We start from the raw sequence: 25,243 nt of genomic DNA on the forward strand, positions 1-25,243 counted from the left end.
AAAAAAGGAATTTGCGCATAAATCGTTCGGCGCGTTGTCATCGTTTGCTCGTTGCATTCCGTACATTTCTTCTATACAATAGGTTGAGCTGAAACAAAACGTTGATTTGACAAGGTTTATCAGAAGATGTATGATTAAAACAACAGAACATTTGTTTGACGGGGGTTTCATTTTGACGAAACAGAAAATACAAAATACGTATGATGATAGTTCCATTCAAATTTTAGAAGGCTTAGAAGCGGTACGAAAAAGACCGGGAATGTACATCGGTTCGACCGATACGAGAGGTCTGCACCACTTAGTCTACGAAATCGTCGATAACTCGGTGGATGAGGCGCTGGCAGGCTTCGGTAACGAGATTGATGTCACGCTCCATAAAGACGGCAGCATTAGCGTACGAGACTACGGACGTGGTATGCCGACGGGGAAACATGAGTCAGGAAAACCAACTGCTGAAGTCATTATGACCGTATTGCACGCAGGTGGAAAGTTCGGGCAGGGCGGCTATAAAACGAGTGGCGGCTTGCACGGTGTTGGGGCATCCGTTGTCAATGCATTGTCCGAGTGGCTGGAAGTGACGATCTACCGTGACGGCAAGAAATTTCTTCAGCGCTTTGAGCACGGTGGTAAACCAGCTACGACACTTGAAGAAATCGGTAAAACTAGAGAAACAGGAACGATGATCCATTTCAAACCGGATACGACGATCTTCTCTACGATTAAATATCAATACGACACACTGGCAGAAAGATTGCGTGAGTCCGCTTTTCTATTGAAAGGTTTAAAGATTACGCTTAAAGAAGAAGGCACGGACAAGCAAGATATCTTCCATTACGAATCCGGTATCGAAGCATTTGTTGCCTATTTGAATGAAGAAAAAGAAGTACTGCACGACGTAGCGTACCTCGAAGGTGAAGTCGACGGCATCGAAGTCGAATTTGCGTTCCAGTTCAGCGATGGCTATGCCGAAACGATTCTTTCATTCGTCAACAACGTTCGAACTAAAGACGGCGGAACGCATGAAACCGGTGCGAAAGCTGCGATGACACGTGTGGTGAATGAATACGCACGTAAAGCGGGCTTGTTGAAGGAAAAAGATAAGAATCTCGATGGCTCCGATATTCGTGAAGGGATTGCGGCAATCGTTTCGGTTCGTATCCCGGAAGAAATCCTGCAATTTGAAGGTCAAACGAAAGGGAAACTCGGTACTAGTGAAGCACGAACGGTGACAGATGCCGTCATTTCGCAAAAAATGCTGTATTTCCTTGAAGAAAATGCGGAACTGAGTGCAAATCTTGTCCGTAAAGCAATTCGTGCCCACCAAGCACGTGAAGCCGCACGAAAAGCGCGTGAAGATGCGCGTTCAGGCAAGAAACGTAAGAAATCCGATACATTGTTGTCTGGTAAATTATCCCCGGCGCAATCACGTAACGCAGCGAAGAATGAATTATACCTCGTTGAGGGTGACTCAGCTGGCGGTTCAGCAAAACAAGGTCGTGATCGTACGTTCCAAGCAATTTTGCCGCTCCGTGGTAAAGTCATCAATACGGAAAAAGCGAAACTCGAAGACATCATGAAAAATGAAGAAATCAACACCATCATCCATGCAGTCGGTGGTGGAGTGGGTGCTGATTTCCAAATTGAAGATGCTGCGTATGACAAAGTCATCATTATGACCGATGCCGATACCGATGGTGCGCATATTCAAGTGTTGCTCTTGACGTTCTTCTATCGCTATATGAAGCCATTAATTGAAGCAGGTAAAGTATATATCGCACTGCCTCCTTTATTTAAAGTATTTAAAGGTACCGGTAAAAGTGAAAAGCTTGCCTATGCATGGACGGATGATGATCTTGAAGAAGCGATCGAAAAAGTTGGAAAAGGCTATATGCTTCAACGCTACAAAGGTCTTGGTGAGATGAATGCTGATCAATTATGGGAAACAACCATGGATCCATCGACACGGACGTTGATTCGTGTAACGATTGAAGATGGAGCGAAATCCGAGCGTCGCGTGACCACATTGATGGGAGATAAAGTCGAACCACGTCGTAAATGGATTGAAGAGAATGTCGATTTCGGCTTGATTGAAGAACATAATATTTTAGACAATGCATATATACATGTTGAGGGGGATACGAAATGACACAGTCAGAAACGTTTCAAGATCTGCCCTTGGAAGAAGTAATTGGTGACCGTTTTGGGCGTTATAGTAAATATATTATCCAGGACCGTGCGATTCCAGATGCGCGGGACGGATTAAAGCCGGTGCAACGTCGTATTTTGTATGCGATGTTCCATGAAGGCAATACACATGAAAAAGCGTTCCGTAAATCCGCAAAAACCGTCGGTAACGTAATCGGTAACTATCACCCGCACGGTGATACGTCCGTCTACGATGCAATGGTCCGGATGAGTCAGTCATGGAAGCTGCGTCATGAAATGATAGATATGCAAGGAAATAACGGTTCGGTCGACGGAGACTCCGCGGCCGCAATGCGTTATACCGAAGCTCGACTTTCTGCTATTGCGAGTGAAATGTTGCGCGATATTCGTAAAGAAACAGTCGACTTTGCCTTTAACTTTGACGATACGGAACTTGAACCTACTGTCTTACCGGGGCGATTTCCCAATTTGCTAGTAAATGGTTCTACAGGCATCTCTGCTGGTTATGCGACCGATATTCCGCCTCACGCACTGCATGAAGTCATCGATGCGGTCTTAATGCGCTTAAAGAAGCCGAACGTCACCGTAGATGAGCTAATGACGGTCATTCCTGGACCTGATTTCCCGACAGGTGCGATTATCCAAGGAACAGATGGAATCCGCACCGCCTATCAAACTGGCAAAGGGCGTTTCATTATTCGCGCGTTGTGGGAAATCGAGCAGTTAAAAGCAGGTAAATCTCAGATTGTCATTACAGAAATCCCGTATGACGTCAATAAAGCCAATTTAGTGAAGAAGATGGATGAACTGCGCCATGACCGTCGATTGGATGGTATTGCGGAAATTCGCGATGAATCTGACCGTACAGGCATGCGTATTGTAGTCGAGTTGAAGAAAGAAATAGACGGCACAGCCATCATGCAGTATTTATTGAAGCATACAGATCTACAGATCACGTACAACTTCAATATGATCGCTATTGCGGGCAGACGTCCGATGTTGATGTCTCTACCCATACTTCTTGATGCGTATATTGATCACCAAAAAGACGTCATTACCCGACGTTCCAACTTCGATATTCGAAAAGCAAAAGAACGACTACATATCGTAGATGGCTTAATGAAAGCTTTATCGATCCTGGATGAAGTCATTAAGACAATTCGCGCGTCAAAAGATAAAAAAGACGCGAAATTGAACTTGGTCAATGCATATGATTTCACTGAAGTTCAAGCAGAAGCCATTGTTTCATTGCAACTATACCGATTGACGAATACGGATATTACGGAATTAAAACGCGAGGAACAAGAACTACGTGACTTGATCAAAGAGTTAGAAGCGATCCTGGCAAGCGAGGCTAAATTGATATCTGTTTTGGTGAAAGAAATCAAAGCAATTCGCAAGCAATTCTCCGAGCCACGTCGTTCTGTCATCGAAGAAAAAATCGAAGAGTTGAAAGTAGATCTCGATATCCTAATTCCTAGCGAAGAAGTCATGGTATCCGTCACAAAAGGCGGCTATGTCAAACGCACAAGTATGCGTTCTTACTCCGCATCAGGTGGAAAAGGCCAAGAAATGAAGGAATATGATTATAATCTAATCGAATCTGCCATGAATACACAGCATCACTTGCTGTTGTTCACATCACTCGGTAATTACATCTATCAACCGGTTCACGAGCTGCCAGAGATCCGCTGGCGTGATTTAGGGCAGCATTTATCTAGCATTTGCGGACTCGAGCCAGGCGAAGAGCTAGTAGACGTGATCGCCCTTGAGAAATTTGATGAAAATAGCAGTATTTTGACTGCTTCATCCAATGGGAATGTAAAAATCTCGAAACTGACGGACTTCCAAGTGCAACGTTTTAACCGTACATTCAAAGCAATGAACGTCAAAAAAGACGATCGATTGGTGGGGGCACGGGTTATAACGGGTAAAGAAGACGTATTATTGGTAAGTAAACAAGCCTATTCACTTCGATTTGCCTTGTCAGAACTCGCGATTACCGGTATCCGTACAGGTGGCGTCAAGGGAATCAATCTGAAAGCCGAAGACGAGCTTGTGGCGTTTGAAGTGATTACAGAGCAAGCACGCAATGTATTTGTAGCTACACAGCGTGGAACCATCAAAAGAATGAACATTTCAGAGTTCGAGACAAGCTCTAGAGCGCTTAGAGGTGTCACGATCATTAAAGAGCTAAAGTCCAATCCATATCGAGTGGTAGATATGAAGCTTGTGAAAGACGAAGAAGAGTTCGTGATTCATACGTCTAAAGGTCTAAAGATAGAGGTTGAGCCTATGTCGATAAAAAATTCTAATCGTCAGTCTACAGGAAGTTCTGTAGTGGATGAGGCGAAAGACGGACAGATTGTGCAAGTGGTGACGGTAAAGAAGGATAGTAAGTAACTAATAAGAGAGCGTCCCCTGAAGTTACATAACTTCAGGGGACGTTTTTTGCTTTGTTTTACGTTTAAAATCAAGTATTACAGGCTTCAGCCTCTATTAGTAACCTCGCGATAAATATTACACAAACCATGCACGATAACCCTTGAATTCCACAAAAAAGCGCCCATCCCTCTCCGAAGTCGCGGCCATTCAGCACGTAAGTCGGGTCTATCATGACTAGTCAGAAAATAATAAATGTATAAAACGTTTACACAGCAAGCACTGAGCGGCCGCTCAATTTATAATTCCACCCCTAATAACATTAATTATTTAATGCAAAAAAGAAAATGTAATGGAAAACCCCTTTTGCTATGATTCTACTCAAGCAAGTAAATAGAAAAGTTGATAAGAAAGCGTAGAGGTGAAGAGATGATGAAAATGATGAATGAAGTACTACCATCGAATATTGAGCTGGATCCCTTATTCAACCCAAAAAGAGTTGCCGTACTAGGTGCTTCGGAAAACACGAACAAAATTGGTTACTTGCAATTGAAAGCGCTACTAGACGCAGGCTTTGAAGGCGAGATCTACCCAATCCATCCTACAGCGAAAGAGATTGGAGAATTGCCTTGTTACGCAAGCGTAGGCGACACCCCGGAACAAGTCGATTTGGCTATTCTCTGTGTCGGCATAAATCAAGTAGAGAAATGTTTGATCGATTGCGGTGAAAGCGGTGTCAAGGCGGCGATTGTCTTTGCATCCGGCTACTCGGAGATTGGCGAAGAAGGAATTATTGCACAAAACCGCCTGAAAGAAATCGCTGAACAATACCATATGCGATTGATTGGCCCGAACTGTGTAGGTCTTCTCAATACAACAAATGGCTTGATGGGGACATTCTCTCCAGGACTCACGAATGTGCCACTTGGCAAGAAACGTGAAGTGGGATTTGTTACGCAAAGTGGCGCGTTTGGCGTGTTGACATATATTGCGGCAGCTCAACATGGGTTGACGTTTAATTACTTCGTCAGTGTCGGCAATGAAGTCGATGTAAGTTTCTCTGACGTCATTGAATACATGTTGCATGACCCAAAAACAAAAGTAGCAAGCGGCTATTTAGAAGGCGAGAAAAACGCAGCGAAGTTACGGAAACTAGCGAAATTCGCACTTCAAATCAACAAACCAATCGTCATCATGAAGTCCGGACGAAGCAGCGCAGGCAGTCGTGCAGCGGCATCACATACCGGCTCATTGGCGGGTGCTGATAAAGTGTATGACGGATTCTTCAAGCAAGCCGGCATTGTGCGTGCAGACGATTACGATGACATTCTTTCATTCTCTAAATTATTCTTGGCCAATAAACTCCCGACAGGCAAAAATACAGTGATCGTCACGAGTTCAGGCGGCAGAGGAATCAACGAAGCGGATCGTTGCGAATCGTACGGATTAAATATTCATGCGCTAAGCGATAAAGTGCGTAAAGAAATTGAGAAAAACATTCCTGATTTTGCAAGCGCTTCCAACCCGGTTGATTTAACCGCAGCCGCATCGATCACCAATCCGGAATTGTATCTCGCACCATTAAAGGTACTAGTCAATGATCCTGATACGGACATTATCTTATTTCCTGAATTCCCTATTCACTGGGATGAAAACACACCACTTCTTCAGGAATTCGTCGAGATCTGTAAAAACTCGGATAAGTTCGTGTTGATATCGAACTTCCCGCTAAAAGGCATGTCTATCCCTAAAGGTGTCCAGTATCTTGAGGACAACGGCATTCCATTCATTCTCGGTGACATGAATCCGATCCGCTCGCTTGCAAAATTAGTGGATTACGCAGAAGCGTATAGAAAAGCGCACAAGATCAATGAAGAGCCTGCAAGAAAAGAACTCGACGTATCGAATATCCGCCACCTGTTACCGGCAAATCAAACATTGAGCGAATCGCAATCTAGCGAAATCCTCTCCGAATACGGTATCCGCACAGCGAAGCGAATCACTGCCAAGACGGCGGACGATGCAGTACAAGCGGCGAACAACATGGGGTATCCAGTCGTCATGAAAATCGATTCACCTGATATTCCACATAAGACGGAAGTTAACGGCATCCGATTGAATGTCCAGAACGGCCAAGAAGTACGCCAGGCGTTCAAAGAAATCTACGACAGTGCGAAAGAACATTGTCCGACAGCGAACCTTCACGGGATATCCGTCCAGGAAATGTTGCCTGAAGGCGTGGAAGTCATCGTCGGTGTGACGAGCGATCCGACATTCGGTCCCGTCATTATGTTTGGTCTCGGCGGTGTCTTTGTAGAAGTCTTCAAAGATGTATCATTCCGTGTCGCACCGATCACAAGACAAGATGCGATCGATAAGATGGAAAGCTTGAAGGGCTATCAAATCCTACAAGGTGTACGCAATAAAAAGCCCGTCGATCAAGAGGCCATCATCGACGTGTTACTGAAAGTTTCTAGATTAATTGAAGACTACTCGGATATCATTCAGGAAATAGACATTAACCCGTTAATCGTTTACGAAGACGGAATTGTAGCGGCAGATGCATTGATCATCACCAAATAAGAGGAGGATGGAAAATGGACTTGGATAAAAGCGTTATAGGCTTAACGAGTGACGAATACGTGTTTGAAGTCGAAAGTCGGCATGTCGGCCAATTCGCCACTGCCATCGGAGACGACAATCCACTCTATACAGACGACAGATATGCGAAGGAGTCGGCATACGAAGGGCTAGTTGTCCCGCCGACATTCCCGATTGCGATGAACGACGGCAAAGTAGAAATGCCAGTGCAGCTTGACCACCGCCGGATGTTGCACGGTGAGCAGGAATTCCTATACTACAAACCGATCCGCATAGGAGATCAACTACGCTGCCAGATCAAAGTAAGCGATCTGTATGACAAAGAAGGAAAGAGCGGCAAGATGCAGTTCTTGAAGCTCGATACGGAAATGAAAGACGAAGCGGGCGAACTGGTCTGTATTAGCCGAATGAATATCGTCTATCGCGCAGCGAAAAACTAATTGGAGGGACATCATATGATCAAAGATTGGGTGTTGGAAGAATTGACCGTGGATCAGAAACTTGAACCGATGGTAAAGTCGCCGATTACGAAAGTGCAGCTAGCACAATATGCAGGTGCTTCTGGGGATTTCAACCCGTTGCATCTGGACGATGGTTTTGCGCAGAAAATCGGAATGGATGGTGTTATAGCGCACGGTATGCTCGTAATGGGTTTCCTTGGGGAGTACGTGATGAAAATTGCTGGCAAGGATGCACGCGTCGCAAACTTTAAGATGCGTTTCGGCAAAATGACGGTACCGGGTGATGAAATACGCTGTTCGGGTGTAGTCGAACGAACATATGAAGAAGATGGCAAGAGGTGCATCGCACTGGAACTGACGGCCGAGAAAGTATCGGGAGAAGTTGTTGGAGCAGGCAGCGCCATCTTGCAACTGACATAAACAGACGTGAAATAGGAGGAAATGTATCTATGGGAACTATTAAGGACCGCTATGCCATTGTAGGCGTAGGAGAGAGCGAACGCTCAAGAAAATCGGGGACAACACCTCTGCATTTGGCACTCGACGCTGCAAGAGCAGCAATCAAAGATGCAGGTTTGAAAGCAACAGACATAGACGGATTCATGAACTATAACGAAGGGGATTCCTGTACGTCTCACCAACTGGCAACGTATCTTGGTGTACGACCGAAGTACGTTAAGGATATCCAGGGTGGCGGAGCGAGTACGGAAATGCTGATTGCGGATGCAGTGGCGCTCATTGAAGCAGGCCAACTGAACACGGTTTTGATCTATCGTTCCATGAACGGTAGTTCGGGGACTCGTGTAGGCCGAGGATATGATCCTGATATGCTGCAAGGGGCATTGGCTGGCGGAAGTTTCGTGATTCCGTACGGATCGGCAAGTCCATCGCAATGGTTCGGCATGTATGCGACGCGTCACATGCATGAAACGGGTATTACGAAAGAACATCTCGGACATGTCTGCTTGAGTTTCTATGAGCATGCACAACGTAATCCGAAAGCCTTTCTGCACGGCAAGCCGTTAACGATGGAAAACTATCTCGCTACACCAGATATTAGTTCTCCATTCAATATCCATGATTCGTGCTTGGAGCTCGATGAAGGAAATGCGATCATCGTCACATCTGCCGAAAAAGCGGAAGACTGTACGTCAAAACCAGTCTATATCATGGGAATGGCAGCAAGACAATGTCATCCGCACGCTCATTACTGGAACGATATCGACCAAGTCGCTTCAGATTACGTAGCGAAAGAACTCTACGAAAATGCGGGTGTAACACCGGACGATATCGATGTTGCCTCCATCTATGACTGTTTCAGCTGGGTTGTTATGCGCCAGCTTGAAGCATACGGATTTGCGAAACGCGGAGAAGTGGGAGATTTTGTTGCTGAAGGCAACTTGAAGATCGGCGGCAAACTGCCAACCAATACAGCGGGCGGCATGTTATCGGAAGGCTATACGCACGGAATGAATAACGCCATTGAAATCGTCAGACAGCTACGCCATGACTACGATGGAACAGCACGCCAAGTGGAAGATTGCAAGATCGGTATTTGTACAGGCTGGGCTGGACCGGATATCGCTGGCGCTATGATCTTACGAAACTAGGAGGAATCACTATGACACAATCAACGACTGCTTACCAAAAACCTATTCCATTGAAAGATATAGATAATGCCCCGTACTGGGATGCAGCGGACCAACATCAACTGGCTCTGCAAAAATGTGATGATTGCAATGCGTACTCACAACCGCCAGGCCCTACGTGCGCAAAATGCGGAAGTGAAAACGTCAGCTGGGAACAGTTAGGCGACGATATTACAGCCACAGTCTATTCGTATGTGGTTTCCTACCGTCCATTCTTACCAGGCTTCCAGGATGAGTTACCGACGATTATCGCACTCGCACAGCTCGACAAAGTGCCGGAAGTGAAAATCATGGGCAATATCTTGAATTGCCAGGAAAAAGATTTGGAAATCGGTATGCCGATCCAAATGACATGGGTGGATATTACGGAAGACCGTGCATTGCCACAGTGGATTCCGGCGACGAATTGATCGATAAGCGATATAGAAAGGATGAGTGAGTATGGATTTCTCTTTCACGAAAAAAGAAGAAAAATTTAGAACCGAACTACGAACATGGCTTGAAGCGAACCTTCCTGAAGGGTGGCTAGAAGGCAAGCGCGATTTGCCGGAAGACTTGGATGAATACTCCCGTGTATTACGTGCATGGCAAAATAAATTGTATGAAGGTGGATGGGCAGCCATCGCTTGGCCGAAAGAATATGGCGGTCGCAACGCTAGCTTGATGGAGGAAATCATCTACCATCAAGAAATGGTACGCGTCAAAGCGCCGCCACTTATCAACTATATCGGAATCCATATGGTAGGTCCTACGTTGATCGACATTGGAACGGATGAACAAAAAGAGAAATATTTGAAGAAAATCCTGACGGGTGAAGAAATATGGTGCCAGGGCTATTCAGAGCCGGGTGCAGGATCAGATTTAACAGGACTTAAAACACGTGCGGTAAAAGACGGCGATCGCTGGCTCATCAATGGCCAGAAAGTCTGGACGAGTTTTGGCCACGTGGCGGATAAATGCTTCCTGCTGACGAGAACGAGTACGCACCCGGAAAAGAAGCACCGTGGGATTACCGTCTTCATGATGGATATGCACCAGCCGGGAGTCGAAACGCTTCCGATCGTGCAGATGGATGGACATAAAGACTTTAACGAAGTGTATATGACAGACGCTGTAGCGACAGATGCAGATATCGTCGGACAAGTAGACTCGGGCTGGCATGTATTGATTGCGTTGATGCTCCATGAGCGTACAGGGATCGGTGCGGAACTCTTCACACTCGAAAAGCAATTCAACGATACAGTGGAACTGGCACAGCAGTATAAAGTAAATGGCAAACCATTGATTGAAAATCCTGTAGTCAGACAAAAATTGGCGAATTTCTATGCCCGCGTACGTGGATCGCTACTGAATTACTATAAAAACCTGACCACTACGATCAAAAACGGTCAACCAGGAGCGGAAACATCTATCGATAAGTTGGTGGTAACCGAATTGAACCAGGCACTCTCTGCATTTGCAGTGGAGATTCAAGGACATCAAGGTGTGCTATTTGATAAGGATGCCGTAGCGGATCCGAAGTGGCAGCATTTATTCCTCGCATCATTCGGACAGACAATCGGTGGCGGCACGAGTGAAGTGCAACGCAATACGATCGGCGAGCGCGTTCTGGGATTGCCGAAAGACATGGGACGTTAATAGATTTGGAGGGATGAAGTATGGACTTTTCACTAACAGAAGAGCAAGAAATGTTCCGTGGACATATCCGCAAAATGTTGGATAAATTCGGCGGTACACAACTGGCTCGAGAAATGATTGACAATAATCCGGAAAATCTGAAGAAGGTGTACACGACATTAGCTGAACTTGGATGCAGCGGCATCAACATTCCTGAAGAATACGATGGTATGGACTTGGATGCACTCGATCTCGTTCCGACGTTCGAAGAGATGGGACGTTCACTAGTACCCGGCTTGTTCATGGAAACTTCCGCGTTAGTAGTACCGACGCTCAAGAAATACGGTACGGAGGAGCAGAAGCAACAGTATCTGCCAGCGATTGCCTCAGGAGAAAAACTGATTTCATTCGCAGCGCTTGAGCCTTTCAATGACTTCTCCCCGGCAGGTATCCAATGTACATTAGTACAGCAGGACGGACAGTACGTGTTAAACGGCACGAAGACCCTTGTACCAGAAGCGGAACTTGCGGATGCATTCCTCGTATTGGTACGCACAAACCAAACGGATCAAGAAGACGGATTATCTCTTGTGCTGATTGACAAGACAGAAGGAATAAACATCGAGAAACTATCTTCCTTTGACGAATCAAAACATGTAGCGAAGATCGAATTCAATAATCTAGTCGTCAAAGAAAAGCAAATTATTGGTGAAGTGGATAAAGGATGGATGCAGCTTCAAGAAGGTCTGTTGTACTTCAATGCCGCACTTAGTTCATATATCGTCGGCGCAATGGAAAGTGTCGTCAATATGGCGACGGAATATGCGAAGATCCGCGAGCAGTTCGGCCAAGCAATTGGACGATTCCAGGCGATCAAACACAGTATCGTCAATATGAAAGTGAACTTGGAAATTGCCCGTTCCCTCAGTCATTATGCCAACTGGGTGGTGGACACGGACGAACTCGACCGAGAAGCGGCCGTTTACAGCGCCCGTACATATGCGACGGAGAAATTCATCGAAGTCTCGGCACATAACATCCAAATCCACGGCGGCATCGGATTCACGGAAGAAATCGATTGCCACTTATTCGTAAAGCGTGCACGTTATTATGATCAGTATTTAGGTTCCACACCTTTCTATCAAGAAAAAGTTGTTTCTTCACTAGGCTGGTAATTTGAAGGAGGAAAACATATGACGAACGTATCCGAGAAATCTAAATTGACGACTTACGGCAATATCATCAATGGCCAGTCGGTACAGGCGCAAGACGGAGCTGTATCAAACAGTATCGATCCATCTACAGCGGAAGTATGGGCGACCATTCCTTCTAGTAAAAAGGAAGACGCAGAACTGGTCATCCAGGCAGCACGCGCAGCATTCGATGACTGGGCGAATCTACCGGCACGTACACGCGGCGATTATATGCGCAAGATCGGGGATATGATACCCGAGTATGCCGCAGAGTTGCTTGAACTTGAAACACGTAATAACGGCTGGGTACTAGATGAGTATCAGTATTTGGCGGAAGTGTTAAAGCAGGTTTGGTATGACGCAGCGGGAGCGGCATCTCTCGTAGGTGCACAAGGTCGTACGGTACAGATGGGCACAGGGGATTTTGGTTTCACTTCACGAAAGCCATACGGAGTAGTAGTTGGAATCTTACCTTGGAACGCACCTTTATTCACCTTTACAATTAAGGCTGCCTATGCGCTAGCGGCAGGGAATACGGTCGTCATTAAACCGTCTGAGAGTGCAGCGGTCGGATCATTGCGATATGGCGAGTTGATTTCACAAATCTTACCGCCTGGCGTACTGAATGTCATTTCAGGTGCGGGTCGTGAAATCGGGGATTACCTCGTCTCTCACAAAGAAGTGAATAAAGTGAGTTTGACAGGATCGAAAGCAACAGCGGAGCGTATCACAAAAGCGACCGCGCATTCACCGAAGTCGTTGATCTTTGAACTCGGCGGAAAATCTCCGAATATCGTCTTTGAAGATGCGGACATCGAGCAAGCGGTACACGGATTGATCAACGGCATCTTCACACCGAACTCCGGTCAGATTTGTGTGGCAGGTTCACGCATGCTGATCCAGCGCTCCATTTACGACGAAGTGATTGGGCGTTTAAAAGAGTTGATGACGGACAATGAATTCGTAAAGCACGGTGATACTCTGGATACGAGCAACACCATGGGGCCTATCGCGAATGAAGCGCAATTTCAGTCGGTATGCGGGTTTATCGATGAGGCATCAAAAGAAGAGTATGAAGTCGTCTTCGGAGGAAAATACGGTGGAGAAGTTGTTCTACCGGGGCAACCAGAATTTGCGGACGGTTATTGGGTGCAGCCTACGCTCGTTAAAGTAACCGATAACAGTTCAAAACTAGCTCGTGAAGAAATTTTCGGTCCTGTGGCGGTCGCTATTCCGTTCGATACCGAAGAAGAAGCCGTTCAAATTGCCAATGACACGAACTTCGGTCTGGCAGCGGGCGTATGGACGCAAAATCTCAGCTTGGCACATCGTATGATTGATAAGCTTCAGGCAGGTAATGTTTGGGTCAATACGTACGCTAGAGTAGGTGCAGATCTTCCGTTTAGCGGCGTTAAAGAGAGCGGTTACGGTACAGACTCGGTTCTGGATTATACACTAGAAAAAGCTTGTGTCATCAATATTCGGTAAACAACCAGTAACGTCTGATCTGTGGCGGGAGGGCTTCGGTTTTGCACCAAGCATATCGAACCTTCTTCTGCAGATCTTCACTTTAAACCACACCTAGGTTTGACATAATGAATAAAGCTTGTAAAAACTATGACACCATCGATAAAGGGAGGCCACTATATGAATGAAGCGGCATTGAAAGATCAATCGATTAATAGGGGTTTTTTATTCATAAGTTTCGGAGCATTCTTTATTATGTTAAGTTTAGCAACCCATCTTCCCGCATATCCGCATATGCTGGCGGAATTTAATCTGACGCCGGGATACGCAGTCTGGATGCAACTGGGTCTGGCTGTTGGTTTAACAGGATTCCAGCCATTACTTGGATGGATTGGAGATTCGTTCGGATTGAAGATCGTCATCCTAATTGGCGGTATTTTCATGGTCATCGGATCATTGCTCGTAGCCTTCTCGTTTTCTTTCTGGGTGCTCGTTCTTGGATTATTCTTTAAAGGTATTTCGGGCGCGGCGATTGCACCATCAGGGATTGCCTATGCTGGTAAATTCATGGTCGGGACACAGCGGGGAAAAGCGATTGGAACGTTTGCGGCGTTTATTACAATCGGTGCGGTATTTGGTCCGGTCATCAGCGGTATGATTGTTGATACAGCGAACTGGCAGGCAAGCTTTATATTCACTGCTATTCTTGGTGGTTTAGGCATTGCACTCTTTGCCTTTGTTCCACACGTCAAAGTACAAGCACGTAAGAAGCTGGATGTTCTAGGATTGATTTTCGTCATCGCTCTATTGCTCGGTTTGCTGACGATTCCAACCTTCATCAACAGCTTCGGAATAGAATCTGGAATGTGGATTCCATCCCTGCTAGTCTTCGTCACTGCGTTGATCATCTTGATCTTTGTAGAGAAAAAACAAAAAGCACCGTTGCTCGATTTGGAGTACGTTGCGAATCGGAACTTCTGGGTACCTACGACGATTGCTGTATTCATTTTCCTTGGTTACTCGGGTGTGATGTACTTATTAACATTCTTTGTACAGAACGTACAAGGAAAAGCCGCTACAACGGTAGGTTTCCTGCAGATGGCCGTATTCCTTGGCACATCGGTTGCAGCCTATTTAAGCGGAAGAATTATGAAAAAGCTATCAGCACGATTGATTATGGGATCGGGAATTCTCGTCTTTTCTTCCGGAATCATCATGTTAAATTTCGTGACACTTACAACATCGTTTACGTATTTGTTCATTGCTATGAGTCTGGTCGGTATCGGTGTAGGTTTCCAAACACCCGTAGTTAAAGGTCTTGTTGTATCCAAAGCTTCAACGGAACGAATGAATGTCGTGACGTTTACGAATACGGTAATTGAAAACCTTGCACAGAGAATGGGCGCATCGTTAGCACTTGTTGCTTTCTCTATCTTCTCAGCGAGCGGTAATAATGTTGGGGCAGTAGTGAATACATCTTGGGTGATTATGGGCTTCATCGTCATCGCGTTGTTATTCTTACCGTTGATTCCTCGAACGATTCCTGGAATTCACACGAGTGAAGCCGATTTGGTCGATACCAATGTAGTGCCGAAAGCGTTACAAACTGAAGAAATCAAATAAATTGCGCGACAAAGTATAGAGAGGAGTCTTTTATATGAATATTTATGTCTTACTGAAAAAAACATTCGACACGGAGGAAGCGATTTCCGTGTCAGGCAATCAAATAGATGAAAGTAGTGCGGAGTTCATTATTAATCCATACGACGAATACGCAGTCGAAGAAGCGATCCAGCAACGCGACAAGCACGGCGGAACGGTAACGGTTGTGACGATTGGTGATGAGGACTCAGAGAAGCAATTGCGTACGGCACTTGCGATGGGTGCGGATGAAGCGGTACTCATCAATACGAGTGACGACCTTGATGAAGGGGATCAATTCACGACAGCTAAGATTCTCGAGACATTTTTTGAAGGAAAAGAAGTGGATTTGATTCTCGCAGGAAATGTGGCAATCGACGAGGCAAGCGGACAAGTAGGACCCCGTCTTGCAGAGCGCCTAAATATGCCGTTCATTACGACGATCGTCAAGCTGGATATTGAAGACGGTACGGCGAAAATTGATAAAGACGTCGAAGGGGATCTCGAGAAAATTGAAGTATCCTTGCCGGTGCTCGTAACATGCCAGCAAGGACTGAATGAGCCGAGATACACGTCCCTTCCAGGTATCATGAAGGCGAAAAAAAAGCCGCTTGAGCAACTTGAACTCGATGATCTAGATCTCGATGAAGACGATGTGGAAGCAAAAACGGCAACGATTTCTATTTTCTTACCACCTAAAAAGCAAGCAGGACGCATTTTGGTAGGCGAAACGGGAGAGCAAGTCAAAGAACTGGTCGGCTTATTGTCCAATGAAGCGAAAGTAATCTAAGCAATCTACAAAACGAAAGGAGTTTTACTATGAGTGAAAAGATACTAGTAATCGGGGAATTGCAGCAAGGGGTTCTTCGTAAAGTAAGTTATGAAACGATTGCAGCGGCAAAACAACTAAACGAAAACGCAGAAATTCTGGCATTGGTTCTCGGTGACGGAGACTTGCAGCAACCGGCTGAAGAAATGATTCACTATGGTGCAAACCGTGTTATTACCGTTTCACATGCAAACTTGAGCAATTATACATCGGAAGGCTACGGACAGGTCATTATGGAAGTGATGCAAGACGAGAACCCATCTGGCATTATCATGGGTCATACGTCAGTCGGTAAAGATGTGACACCTAAAATCGCAAGCCGCTTGGAACTTGGATTGATCTCAGATGCGGTGGCAATCGAAAAAGAAGACGATCAAGTCATCTTCACTAGACCGATTTACTCCGGTAAAGCGTTTGAAAAGAAAGTGATGAAGGACGAAGGTCTGCTATTCGCCACGATCCGTCCGAATAATATTTCTGCATTGGAACCTGACGCTAGCCGAACGGGTGACATCATAGCAAGAGAAGTGGATGTCAAAGACTTGCGTACGATCGTTAAAGAAGTGATCCGCAAGAAAACGGAAGGTGTAGATTTATCTGAAGCGAAAATCGTTATTGCGGGCGGACGCGGTGTTAAGAGCGCCGAAGGGTTCAATGCATTGTATGAGCTGGCAGACTTGTTAGGTGGCGCTGTAGGGGCTTCTAGGGGCGCCTGTGATGCAGATTACTGCGATTACTCGCTGCAAATCGGTCAAACCGGAAAAGTGGTTACGCCCGATCTCTATATCGCGGTAGGTATTTCCGGTGCGATCCAGCATATGGCAGGCATGTCGAACTCCAAAGTGATTGTCGCGATCAACAGTGACGAAGAAGCAAATATCTTCAAGATGGCAGATTACGGCATCGTCGGCGACTTGTTCGAAGTTCTGCCGTTATTCATCGAAGAACTCAAATTGCAAGGCGCGTTAGTATCCTAACTACTAACCATTCATAAAACAGCTTGGAAAGTTCGATTACCGGACTTTCCAAGCTGTTTTTGCGTTCTAGTTTTTACTACATATCACTTCTACTGAAACAAAAGTAAATAGTGAAACTTGGAAATCCATGTTATACTATTCTGAACTTACGGTTTATCGGAGGGGACTATATTTGATTAATTACGATTTACTGTTGAATACTACGCACTATGAATTAATCCACCATCAAAATATTGCCAATAAAATTGACCACTTCCAAGTAATCGTCATCTATGATCCACAACCTAACTTTTTTGACTATAACTACTTAATCAATTTTCCGTGTGAAAAAGTACGAAAAAAAGTAGCAACGAATCACATTTTTCCAAGAGTGAAAAACGAGACGTTCATCGTCCGACAGCACAACTACGATGAAAATTTTCAATTATTTTTCAAATTGCGTCTGCGGGCCAGATATGAAATGTTAGCGAAAGTGACAGAATTCATGACAGCTAAATTTTTTAGTACTTATGAGAGTCATCTCACACCATTACTTGAAAATAAGCCTACTCTCAAATGGGAAATAATAAATAAATTATACAATAAATACGCAAAGATGCTGAATACAACCGCTTGGCTAAATGATGAGGAATCATGGAGTGTATTTAGTTCGTGGTACAAAACATATTTAATCAATCATACCGTGAATGAAATGATTAAAATTCACGGCTACAACACACTAGATTCACTATCTAATGAAGAGTTGAACAAGTTATTTCTTGAAAGAATAAATACGAGCTTTGCTTCTAACGATAGTTTCCTAAATACATTCACAACAGACGTCAATGTCTATATAGAGCAAATGGTATCTGAAACACTTGCGGTTTTCGAGTTAGAAAAAGATTCAATGAAGCAAATTAATGAATTACTCGGCGTGAACAATCGGTTATCCGAGCATCAACCGATTGAATCCACAGTAAAAACTAATAATCTCATAGTGATGAGCAACGCCATTTATCAATTCATCACAGAAGCCATTTCCAACCAAAAATTCACTTGTGAGCCAGATCAATGGCCACAGGCGACGATACGTAGTACGACGCTGACAGGTTCTTTGCAGCTACTTCCGCGTGAAGAGGATCGGACAGCAAGTCGTATGAATCAACTGCATAACGATGCGAAGACGTTATCAGAAGTCGATGTGGACGTACTAGATTCCCTATGCCATATGTATTTGACGCAATTAGGGCAGGTAGGTGACCGCGTAGAAATCCGCTTCGATGATCTGCTTACAATCCGTGGACTGAAGACAAAACTAGGAGGAACAGGTAGGCGCGGTGGCTATGAAAAAGAACAACGCATCCATGTGGTGAAAGCGCTTTCTATAATACGATCACTATGGATGGAACTCGAAACTGTCTTAGTATATGAACAAGGTAAACCTGTCAACAAGAAGATGCAAGGGCGTGCGTTCATTTTTACGAATGAAGACGGTAGTCTGTGCGAATTAAATGAAGAGTCATTACCCGAGCGTCTATATGTAACGATTGGGGAAGTTTTTGATTCTTTCTTGCAAGGCACTGCCAGACAAGTAAAGTTATTACCGAATCAAGCGATCGAATTCAATCCGTATCAACGGAAATGGGAGAAAAAACTCATCCGTTATGTAAGCTGGCGTTGGCGTACTCAAGCACGAAAAGCAAGCTACTTGCAGCCGCATAAAATCAGTACATTACTCGAAAAAATCGGTATACAAATAGATTCACAAGCACCTTCACGTATTCGGGAACGATTGGAAAAAGCCCTAGACCTATTGGAGGAAGAAGGCGTAATAACATTTTGGCAATACAATCAATGGGACGAAGATAGCATGTCGAAGAAAGGTTGGCTGCGCCTCTGGCTGAATGCTACGATCATCATCGCGCCGCCTGACGAGATTGTTAGCTATTATCAGCCGATCGAGAGAAAAAAGTCAATCAAAGCACCAACCAATTTTTCCTTAGTACAAACAAAAGAAGAGGTCTGTAAGAATATTGGTAGTGATTTTAAGGAAAGTCGCGTTAATCGTGGTTTGACACTGAAACAAGTATCCGAAGAATTGAAAATTTCAACATCTTATATAAGCAATATCGAACGAGGTGGAGCGTTACCTTCACAAACCATCTATAAAAAGATGAAAGATTGGTTAAATTAAGCCGGTAAAATGTAATTGTGTCACCTTGACACAATTACCAATTTTGATTTTTAAGAAACCGAACATACAGACGCTATACTAGTGGTATACTAAGCAAAGCTCATTTTTTGTCGAGCTTTGCTTTCTTTTATCGACAAAAATAATAAGTAGAGAGCGTTAAATTCTTAAGAAACCTGGTTCCAAATAATCCTCCTCAATATACTATTATTCACATCATGTAAATTAGCACACTATAAATATCGCACGTACAGCAATCAAGGAAGGGAGATCCTGGAGAGCAACAGTAATATCATGCATAGAGCTCGGTTGATAGGTAGGAGAATGTACTTAAATGTCGTGATTCTATGTATTCAATGTGCAGGCGGAATTTCTGTAAACGAATAATCGGTTTGCTGAGCAACGCTGGCAAGGTGTATTTAAGCCGGTTTTGCTTATCAATTTATAAAACGTTATTTGAAGATAAAAGATCAGTAAATATATAAACAAAAACAAAGCACGAACATACAAGCGCTATACAAGTGATATACTAGGCAGGGTTTATATTCATAAGTAAGGCTAAACGTAGTATGTATTCTTAGTGAACATGGTTCCAAATAATCCTTGTTTATACAGTGTTCCACGCGCCATATTATCTAACAAACATCGACTATCGCACGTAAAATAATCAAGGACGAGATCTTCGAATACATAAACAAGGAGATTAAGCAGATTATTGAGAAAGCCCATCAATTAACTGGAAGAGAAGGGGCCGTCAGATTTTTGTCGATAGGATAATCGGATGGAAAGTATATGACGATGACTTTACATGTCAAAAGCCTATAAAAGTGATAGGTTGATGGATTAAGCATTACGTTAAAGAGTGCTTATAAATGACTGGTCGAGTTAAGCTAGTATGATTGATCATCAAGCAAGATAGTAAAACGGCATATAAAATGCAAAGCAGGAACAAAACAATAAATAGTGTTTGCCGAAGAAAATTAATGACAAACACATAAATAATACAGAAACATCGTAAAGCTTGAAGTTAACTTGTTAAGCAATTATAATAAATCGAGCGCTTAATTCATCTAAAAAAGCGCTGATATCTCACTATCGCAAGTATACTTATAAGTGATACATAACTTCCTATAATTTATATTATGTTCGGGGCGTTCTACGATCTATACATATTCTACTCTCCATGTATCCTTCTCGCGCTAACTTTCTAAGCGGTTCTTATGATCTTTAGTTTTGATATGTTCAAAGTCGATATATCCTACACTGTACTCAATGACATCGTTAATGAATAGCTTATGATCTTTTGCTAGCTGTTTAACGGATTCCAATAATTCTTTATCGTATGTCGTTTTGTACTGGATTCGATCTGTTGGACGTAAATTCTTATCGTACTCAATAACACCCGCAGCTAAAACGTTCCACAATCCATTTTCTAATAAATAATTGCTATATGTATCATGTTCTTCAGATAATTTTTCTAATTGCTGTAAAATTTCTTGACTGATATTCGTGCGGAATTTAATCCGTGTTTCATCTGTAGTTTGAATCATTTTTCCGTTCACTAATTTCCACATTGTTTTTTCCTCCTTAGATATGAAAAACTCGCAAATAGTACATTCACGAGTTAATCTTTTGTAATCGATCCGTTTGTTGTAACGCCTGGATATTCGCAGAGCCTGTTGCAAACATCGCCATGCGTAATTCTAGTTCGCGAACTTCCATTGTTTGGGAAACGTTTTCAGCTGATATAGTTGCTTCTTCTAAAATCGCTCGACCAAAACCGACAAAATCTGCACCTAGGGCGAGACATTTTGCAGCGTCGACACCTGTATGAAGTCCACCACTTGCTACTAATAACTTATCGTTCATATGAGGTTTAACTAGCTGTAGTGAATCTGACGTTCGAATTCCCCATTCGCTAAATGCTACAGCTGCTTGCTGTTTAATCGGCGTCGTACGGTATTTCTCTACTTGACTCCAAGATGTTCCCCCTGCACCAGCTACATCAATGAATGACACACCGATATCTAAGAGCTTCTTAGCAGTTTGGCCATCTATTCCCCATCCAACTTCTTTAATACCGACAGGAACCGATAATTCATTGCATAATTTCTCGATTTTACATATTAAATTATTGAAATTCGTATTACCTTCAGGCTGAATGACTTCCTGTAATACATTTACGTGCAAAACGAATGCATCTGCATCGGTATAATCGATAATTTGACGACATTCGTCTGCAGAAAAACCATAATTCAACTGCACCGCACCTAAATTTGCGATAATGGGAGCCGTTGGAGCATATTTTCGTAATGCAAATGAAGGACGGAATGCTTTACTCTCTATTAAAGCGCGTGTCGAACCTAACGCCAGTGCCCAGCCTCTTTGTTCCGCTGCAAGTGCCAGATTCCGATTAATCGTTTCCGCAAAATCCGCACCACCAGTCATTGAACTTACTAGAAAAGGTGTTTTGCATGATTTATTTAGAAAGTTTTGCTCTATATTGATTTCATCAAATGATAATTCAGGTAATGCATTATGCAGAAATTCATACTGCTCCAAACCTGTCGTAATCGCATTTCCAGTCACATGTTCTTCCAACACGATTTGAATATGCTGTGCTTTCCGATCATTCAGTTGCTTGCCCATGATATTAACTCCTATCTACTAGTAAACCCATTTTTATATTAGTCGGTTACTATGAATTATAGCTGTTCTACTTCGATTACACAAAATAAAAAAAGGCTCTGATATGAAATCGGAGCTTTGTACGTTTTAATTTGTACGTTTTAATACATTGAAACTTCATATTTTCGCCACTTTTCATCCGTTATTTGTCCTTGATCAAGATAAATAATACGGTCACCCAAGCGTTCTGCTTCGTCAAGATCATGAGTTACAATAATGAACGGAATTTTCCACATGGCATGTAAACGTAAGAGTTCATCTTGACACTGTTTCCGCGTTTCTTTATCGAGAGCAGACAACGGTTCATCTAGCAATAACACGGAAGGTTGGGTAGCAAGTGCTCTAGCCAATCCTACACGCTGTTTTTCTCCGCCTGAAACCTGGTGGGGATACTTCTGTAGTAAATGCTCAATTCCTAGTACTTGAAGTAACTCCCAAATCATTTTGTTACTTTCTTTTCGCTCATTCTTTTTCACGCCGAACCAAATATTCTTCTCGACCGTCATATGTGGAAATAATGCATAGTCTTGGAATAAATAACCGATTTGACGATCGCGAGCAGACATTGGTTTTTCATCGGTTTCAAAAAATGTATGTTCATTCGAAAGAATCAATCCATGATCCGGCTGTGCGAGCCCCGCAATATAGTTTAAAATCGTCGTTTTACCAGAGCCGGATGGGCCGACTAATACCAGGATTTCATTGCACATTTCAAAATGAATGTTCATGTCATAATGCGCGAGTTGTTTATTGATTTCCACATGTAGCATGTCAAATCCCCCTTACACTCAAGACTTTGTAAAACGCCTAATATTGCGTTTGCTCCACCAGTTCACCCATAAAATCAAACTAAATCCGAATGTAATGATGATAACTACCCAAAACGTCGCTTTCTCCATCTGACCCGACTCTACGGCGAAATAAATCGCCATCGGAATCGTGTCAGTTTTACCCGGTATGTACCCTGCAAGCATTAAAGTAGCACCGAATTCTCCAAGACCTCTTGCGAATGACAGCACCAACCCTGCCAGTAATCCAGGCCAAGCGAGTGGGAATACGACTGACCAAAATACGCGCCATTCGGAAGCGCCCATCGTACGGGCAGCATTTGATAATCGTTCATCGAGACTTTCAAATGCTGCCGCTGCGCTTTGATACATTAAAGGAAATGACACAACAATCGAAGCAATAACAGCGCCAATCCACGTAAAGACGATTTGGAAATCGAACCATTCGAGTAACCAACTGCCGATCCAGCCCTTTTTACCGAATAAAATGAGCAAACCGAAGCCGACGACGGTCGGTGGTAACACGAGAGGCAATAAAAACAATGCTTCCAATATGCTTTTTCCGAAAAAATCACGCTTCGCAAGTAAGTACGCAATGAACACACCAGCTACAAAAACAAAGAAAGTGGAGATAGCAGCTACTTTCAGAGATAATAATAGAGGTGAATAATCCATATCCAGCAAGCTTTCTCCCCCTTCCTTTACTTAAATCCAAACTTCTCCAGCGTTTCTTTTCCTTCCTCACCAGTCAAAAAGTTAAGGAATTGCTGTGCGGCATCCTGATGCTTAGATTCAGCCACGACAGCGCCCGGGTACACGATCGGTTCATGCCAAACTGAATCTGCTTCTGCTAAGACTTTTACATCATCCGAAATGAATGCATCACTTGAATACACGACACCGTAATCTGCGTTACCCATTTCCACATGTGTCAGTACTTGACGTACGTCTGAGCCGAGAACTAATTTATCTTGCAAAGACTCCCAGAGATCCAAGCTTTCAAGTGTCTCTTTCGTATAGCGACCAACTGGCACCGATTCCGGTTCACCAACTGCTAAATGATCGAGTGCTGCTGGATCTATGTCTTCAAATGAGGAAATCGTACGATTGGAATCTTTATGTGTAATTAATACGAGTGCGTTTTCAGTAAAATCTTTTCTTGACTCCTTGACGAGTAACCCTTTATCTTCCATATCATTCATATCTTTTGAACTGGCAGACAAGAATAGGTCAGACGGTGCGCCGTTTTCAATAGTCGTTGCCAATTTCCCCGAGCTGCCGAAGTTGTAGGTCACAGTAATGCCTTCATGCGCTTCTTCAAATGGCCCTTTTAACTCTTCCAATGCATCCGTCAAACTGGCCGCAGCAGAAATTAATAATTCAGCTTCAGGTTTCTCTGAATCTATTGCGCCTGATTTCTCCGTTTCATTCGTATCAGAACATCCTACCAGCAAAACGGCTAGTGAAATGAACAGAGTGAAAAATGAAAATCGTTTCATTATGTAGTACCCCTACTTCCCTATTACTTATAACTAGATATATCTAAACATAACTAGTTAGATCTAGAATCATCATATTATGCTTTATAAAGCTTGTCAATTTTGCAATTATGGATGATATGTTAGAAGATAGATGTACTATTTGTGGAGGGTTGAGACATGACAAATCTAGAAAATGATATCTCCTATACGACCGATGAAATCGCTCAATTGTTGAAAGTGTCGAAATTAACAGTGTATGACATTATTAAAAAAGGAGAAATCCGAGCCTATCGCGTGGGACGTCAAATGCGTGTCGATGCCGTAGATTTGACAGCATACAAAGAACGACTGAAAAGCGGCGGCGAATCGGCAACGGCGCCCATGACTTCAGTGATTTCACAAGTCGCTGCTGCAGAAACGGTTACAGACAGCCAAGTCATCATCAGTGGGCAAGATTTGAGTCTGGACATCGTAGCTAGTCATATAGAAGAATCGGGACTCTATCGACCGTTGCGATCATTCTCCGGCAGCTTGAATAGCTTGATCAAGATGTATCAAGGACAAGCCGACATCGTCAGTACGCATTTATTTGACGGACAAACCGGTGAATATAATTTGCCATATATTAAACGGTTACTTACCGGGCGCTCTTATATGGTCATCCACTTGCTAGGTAGAAAAGCGGGATTATATGCACAAAAGAATAATCCTAAGCAACTACAGAACTGGTCAGACCTGGGACAACCAGGTATCCGTCTTGTGAACCGCGAGAAAGGCTCAGGAGCTCGTGTTTTGCTGGATGAGCAACTACAACTCGCAGAAATCACAGCCCCTTCCATTACAGGCTATGACGACGAGGAGTTGAATCACATGGCCGTAGCAACCCGCATTGCTTCCGGTTACGCAGATGTAGGCGTCGGAATCGAAAAAACCGCCCGATTGATCGATGTGGACTTCATTCCATTAATTCAGGAACAGTACGATTTAGTGCTGATTAAAACGCCTGAAAATGAAAAGCTGCGCGAACTCATAGTAGAGACACTGAACTCCGCTTCGTTCAAAGAGCAATTAGCTGCGGTAGGTGGCTATGACTTAACGAAAACTGGGACTATTTTGTATGAAACGGTGTAGGC

Annotated in this window: 20 protein-coding genes; 15 read left to right on the forward strand and 5 right to left on the reverse strand. The window is 43.7% G+C overall.

Annotated features, from left to right (window positions below; all coding sequences use genetic code 11):
• The first annotated feature begins 130 nt into the window (after window positions 1-130).
• The 14 genes from parE (at window position 131) to CSV80_RS11740 (ending at window position 19,156) form a co-directional block, all read left to right on the forward strand.
• On the forward strand, window positions 131-2,146 hold the full coding sequence (gene parE / locus CSV80_RS11675; RefSeq protein ID WP_233201586.1) for a DNA topoisomerase IV subunit B: 2,016 nt from the start codon (window positions 131-133) through the stop codon (window positions 2,144-2,146).
• Window positions 2,143-4,569, forward strand: coding sequence for a DNA topoisomerase IV subunit A (parC, locus tag CSV80_RS11680; protein ID WP_099671006.1), 2,427 nt, complete (start codon window positions 2,143-2,145; stop codon window positions 4,567-4,569). The genes parE and parC overlap by 4 nt, the downstream gene beginning before the upstream one ends.
• Before the next feature lie 411 nt (window positions 4,570-4,980).
• Entirely contained in the window at window positions 4,981-7,131 is a 2,151-nt protein-coding gene (locus tag CSV80_RS11685) for an acetate--CoA ligase family protein (protein WP_233208483.1), read from the forward strand.
• A 14-nt stretch (window positions 7,132-7,145) separates the two neighbouring features.
• On the forward strand, window positions 7,146-7,589 hold the full coding sequence (locus CSV80_RS11690; protein ID WP_029053805.1) for an FAS1-like dehydratase domain-containing protein: 444 nt from the start codon (window positions 7,146-7,148) through the stop codon (window positions 7,587-7,589).
• A gap of 15 nt (window positions 7,590-7,604) precedes the next feature.
• Window positions 7,605-8,030 (forward strand): MaoC/PaaZ C-terminal domain-containing protein, encoded by a 426-nt coding sequence (locus CSV80_RS11695; protein ID WP_099671007.1) that lies wholly within the window; start codon window positions 7,605-7,607, stop codon window positions 8,028-8,030.
• Between the two features lie 29 nt (window positions 8,031-8,059).
• Window positions 8,060-9,220, forward strand: coding sequence for a thiolase C-terminal domain-containing protein (locus tag CSV80_RS11700; RefSeq protein ID WP_099671008.1), 1,161 nt, complete (start codon window positions 8,060-8,062; stop codon window positions 9,218-9,220).
• Window positions 9,221-9,231: 11 nt separating this feature from the next.
• A complete protein-coding gene (locus CSV80_RS11705; RefSeq protein ID WP_099671009.1) occupies window positions 9,232-9,669 on the forward strand; it encodes a Zn-ribbon domain-containing OB-fold protein in 438 nt (145 codons plus the stop codon).
• Window positions 9,670-9,700: 31 nt separating this feature from the next.
• Complete coding sequence (locus CSV80_RS11710) at window positions 9,701-10,897, forward strand: acyl-CoA dehydrogenase family protein (RefSeq protein ID WP_099671010.1); 1,197 nt, start codon at window positions 9,701-9,703, stop codon at window positions 10,895-10,897.
• 20 nt (window positions 10,898-10,917) lie between these two features.
• A complete protein-coding gene (locus CSV80_RS11715) occupies window positions 10,918-12,051 on the forward strand; it encodes an acyl-CoA dehydrogenase family protein (RefSeq protein ID WP_099671011.1) in 1,134 nt (377 codons plus the stop codon).
• Window positions 12,052-12,069: 18 nt separating this feature from the next.
• A complete protein-coding gene (locus CSV80_RS11720) occupies window positions 12,070-13,557 on the forward strand; it encodes an aldehyde dehydrogenase family protein (protein WP_099671012.1) in 1,488 nt (495 codons plus the stop codon).
• Between the two features lie 159 nt (window positions 13,558-13,716).
• Window positions 13,717-15,159 (forward strand): MFS transporter, encoded by a 1,443-nt coding sequence (locus CSV80_RS11725; protein WP_099671013.1) that lies wholly within the window; start codon window positions 13,717-13,719, stop codon window positions 15,157-15,159.
• A gap of 34 nt (window positions 15,160-15,193) precedes the next feature.
• Window positions 15,194-15,967 carry an electron transfer flavoprotein subunit beta/FixA family protein gene (locus CSV80_RS11730; protein ID WP_099671014.1) on the forward strand — a complete coding sequence of 258 codons (774 nt, stop codon included), beginning with the start codon at window positions 15,194-15,196 and terminating at the stop codon, window positions 15,965-15,967.
• 29 nt (window positions 15,968-15,996) lie between these two features.
• Window positions 15,997-16,983 carry an electron transfer flavoprotein subunit alpha/FixB family protein gene (locus CSV80_RS11735; protein WP_099671015.1) on the forward strand — a complete coding sequence of 329 codons (987 nt, stop codon included), beginning with the start codon at window positions 15,997-15,999 and terminating at the stop codon, window positions 16,981-16,983.
• Between the two features lie 172 nt (window positions 16,984-17,155).
• Entirely contained in the window at window positions 17,156-19,156 is a 2,001-nt protein-coding gene (locus CSV80_RS11740; protein ID WP_158231898.1) for a helix-turn-helix domain-containing protein, read from the forward strand.
• A 1,196-nt stretch (window positions 19,157-20,352) separates the two neighbouring features.
• On the opposite strand, the gene CSV80_RS11745 is transcribed toward CSV80_RS11740, so the two are convergent.
• The 5 genes from CSV80_RS11745 to modA form a co-directional block, all read right to left on the reverse strand.
• Window positions 20,353-20,727 carry an rRNA methyltransferase gene (locus tag CSV80_RS11745; protein ID WP_099671017.1) on the reverse strand — a complete coding sequence of 125 codons (375 nt, stop codon included), beginning with the start codon at window positions 20,725-20,727 and terminating at the stop codon, window positions 20,353-20,355.
• 43 nt (window positions 20,728-20,770) lie between these two features.
• Window positions 20,771-21,802, reverse strand: coding sequence for a type 2 isopentenyl-diphosphate Delta-isomerase (gene fni / locus CSV80_RS11750; protein WP_099671018.1), 1,032 nt, complete (start codon window positions 21,800-21,802; stop codon window positions 20,771-20,773).
• A gap of 140 nt (window positions 21,803-21,942) precedes the next feature.
• A complete protein-coding gene (locus CSV80_RS11755; RefSeq protein ID WP_099671019.1) occupies window positions 21,943-22,611 on the reverse strand; it encodes an ATP-binding cassette domain-containing protein in 669 nt (222 codons plus the stop codon).
• An 18-nt stretch (window positions 22,612-22,629) separates the two neighbouring features.
• Entirely contained in the window at window positions 22,630-23,304 is a 675-nt protein-coding gene (modB, locus tag CSV80_RS11760) for a molybdate ABC transporter permease subunit (RefSeq protein ID WP_099637793.1), read from the reverse strand.
• A gap of 26 nt (window positions 23,305-23,330) precedes the next feature.
• The gene (gene modA, locus CSV80_RS11765) at window positions 23,331-24,128 is read right to left on the reverse strand and encodes a molybdate ABC transporter substrate-binding protein (protein ID WP_099671021.1); all 798 of its coding nucleotides are present in this window, start codon (window positions 24,126-24,128) and stop codon (window positions 23,331-23,333) included.
• A gap of 159 nt (window positions 24,129-24,287) precedes the next feature.
• Here modA and CSV80_RS11770 point away from each other — a divergent pair, with 159 nt between their 5' ends.
• A complete protein-coding gene (locus CSV80_RS11770) occupies window positions 24,288-25,241 on the forward strand; it encodes a substrate-binding domain-containing protein (RefSeq protein ID WP_099671022.1) in 954 nt (317 codons plus the stop codon).
• The last annotated feature ends 2 nt before the right edge of the window (window positions 25,242-25,243 follow it).

The sequence above is a fragment of the Sporosarcina sp. P12(2017) genome (assembly GCF_002743035.1).
Classification (GTDB): Bacteria; Bacillota; Bacilli; order Bacillales_A; family Planococcaceae; genus Sporosarcina; species Sporosarcina ureae.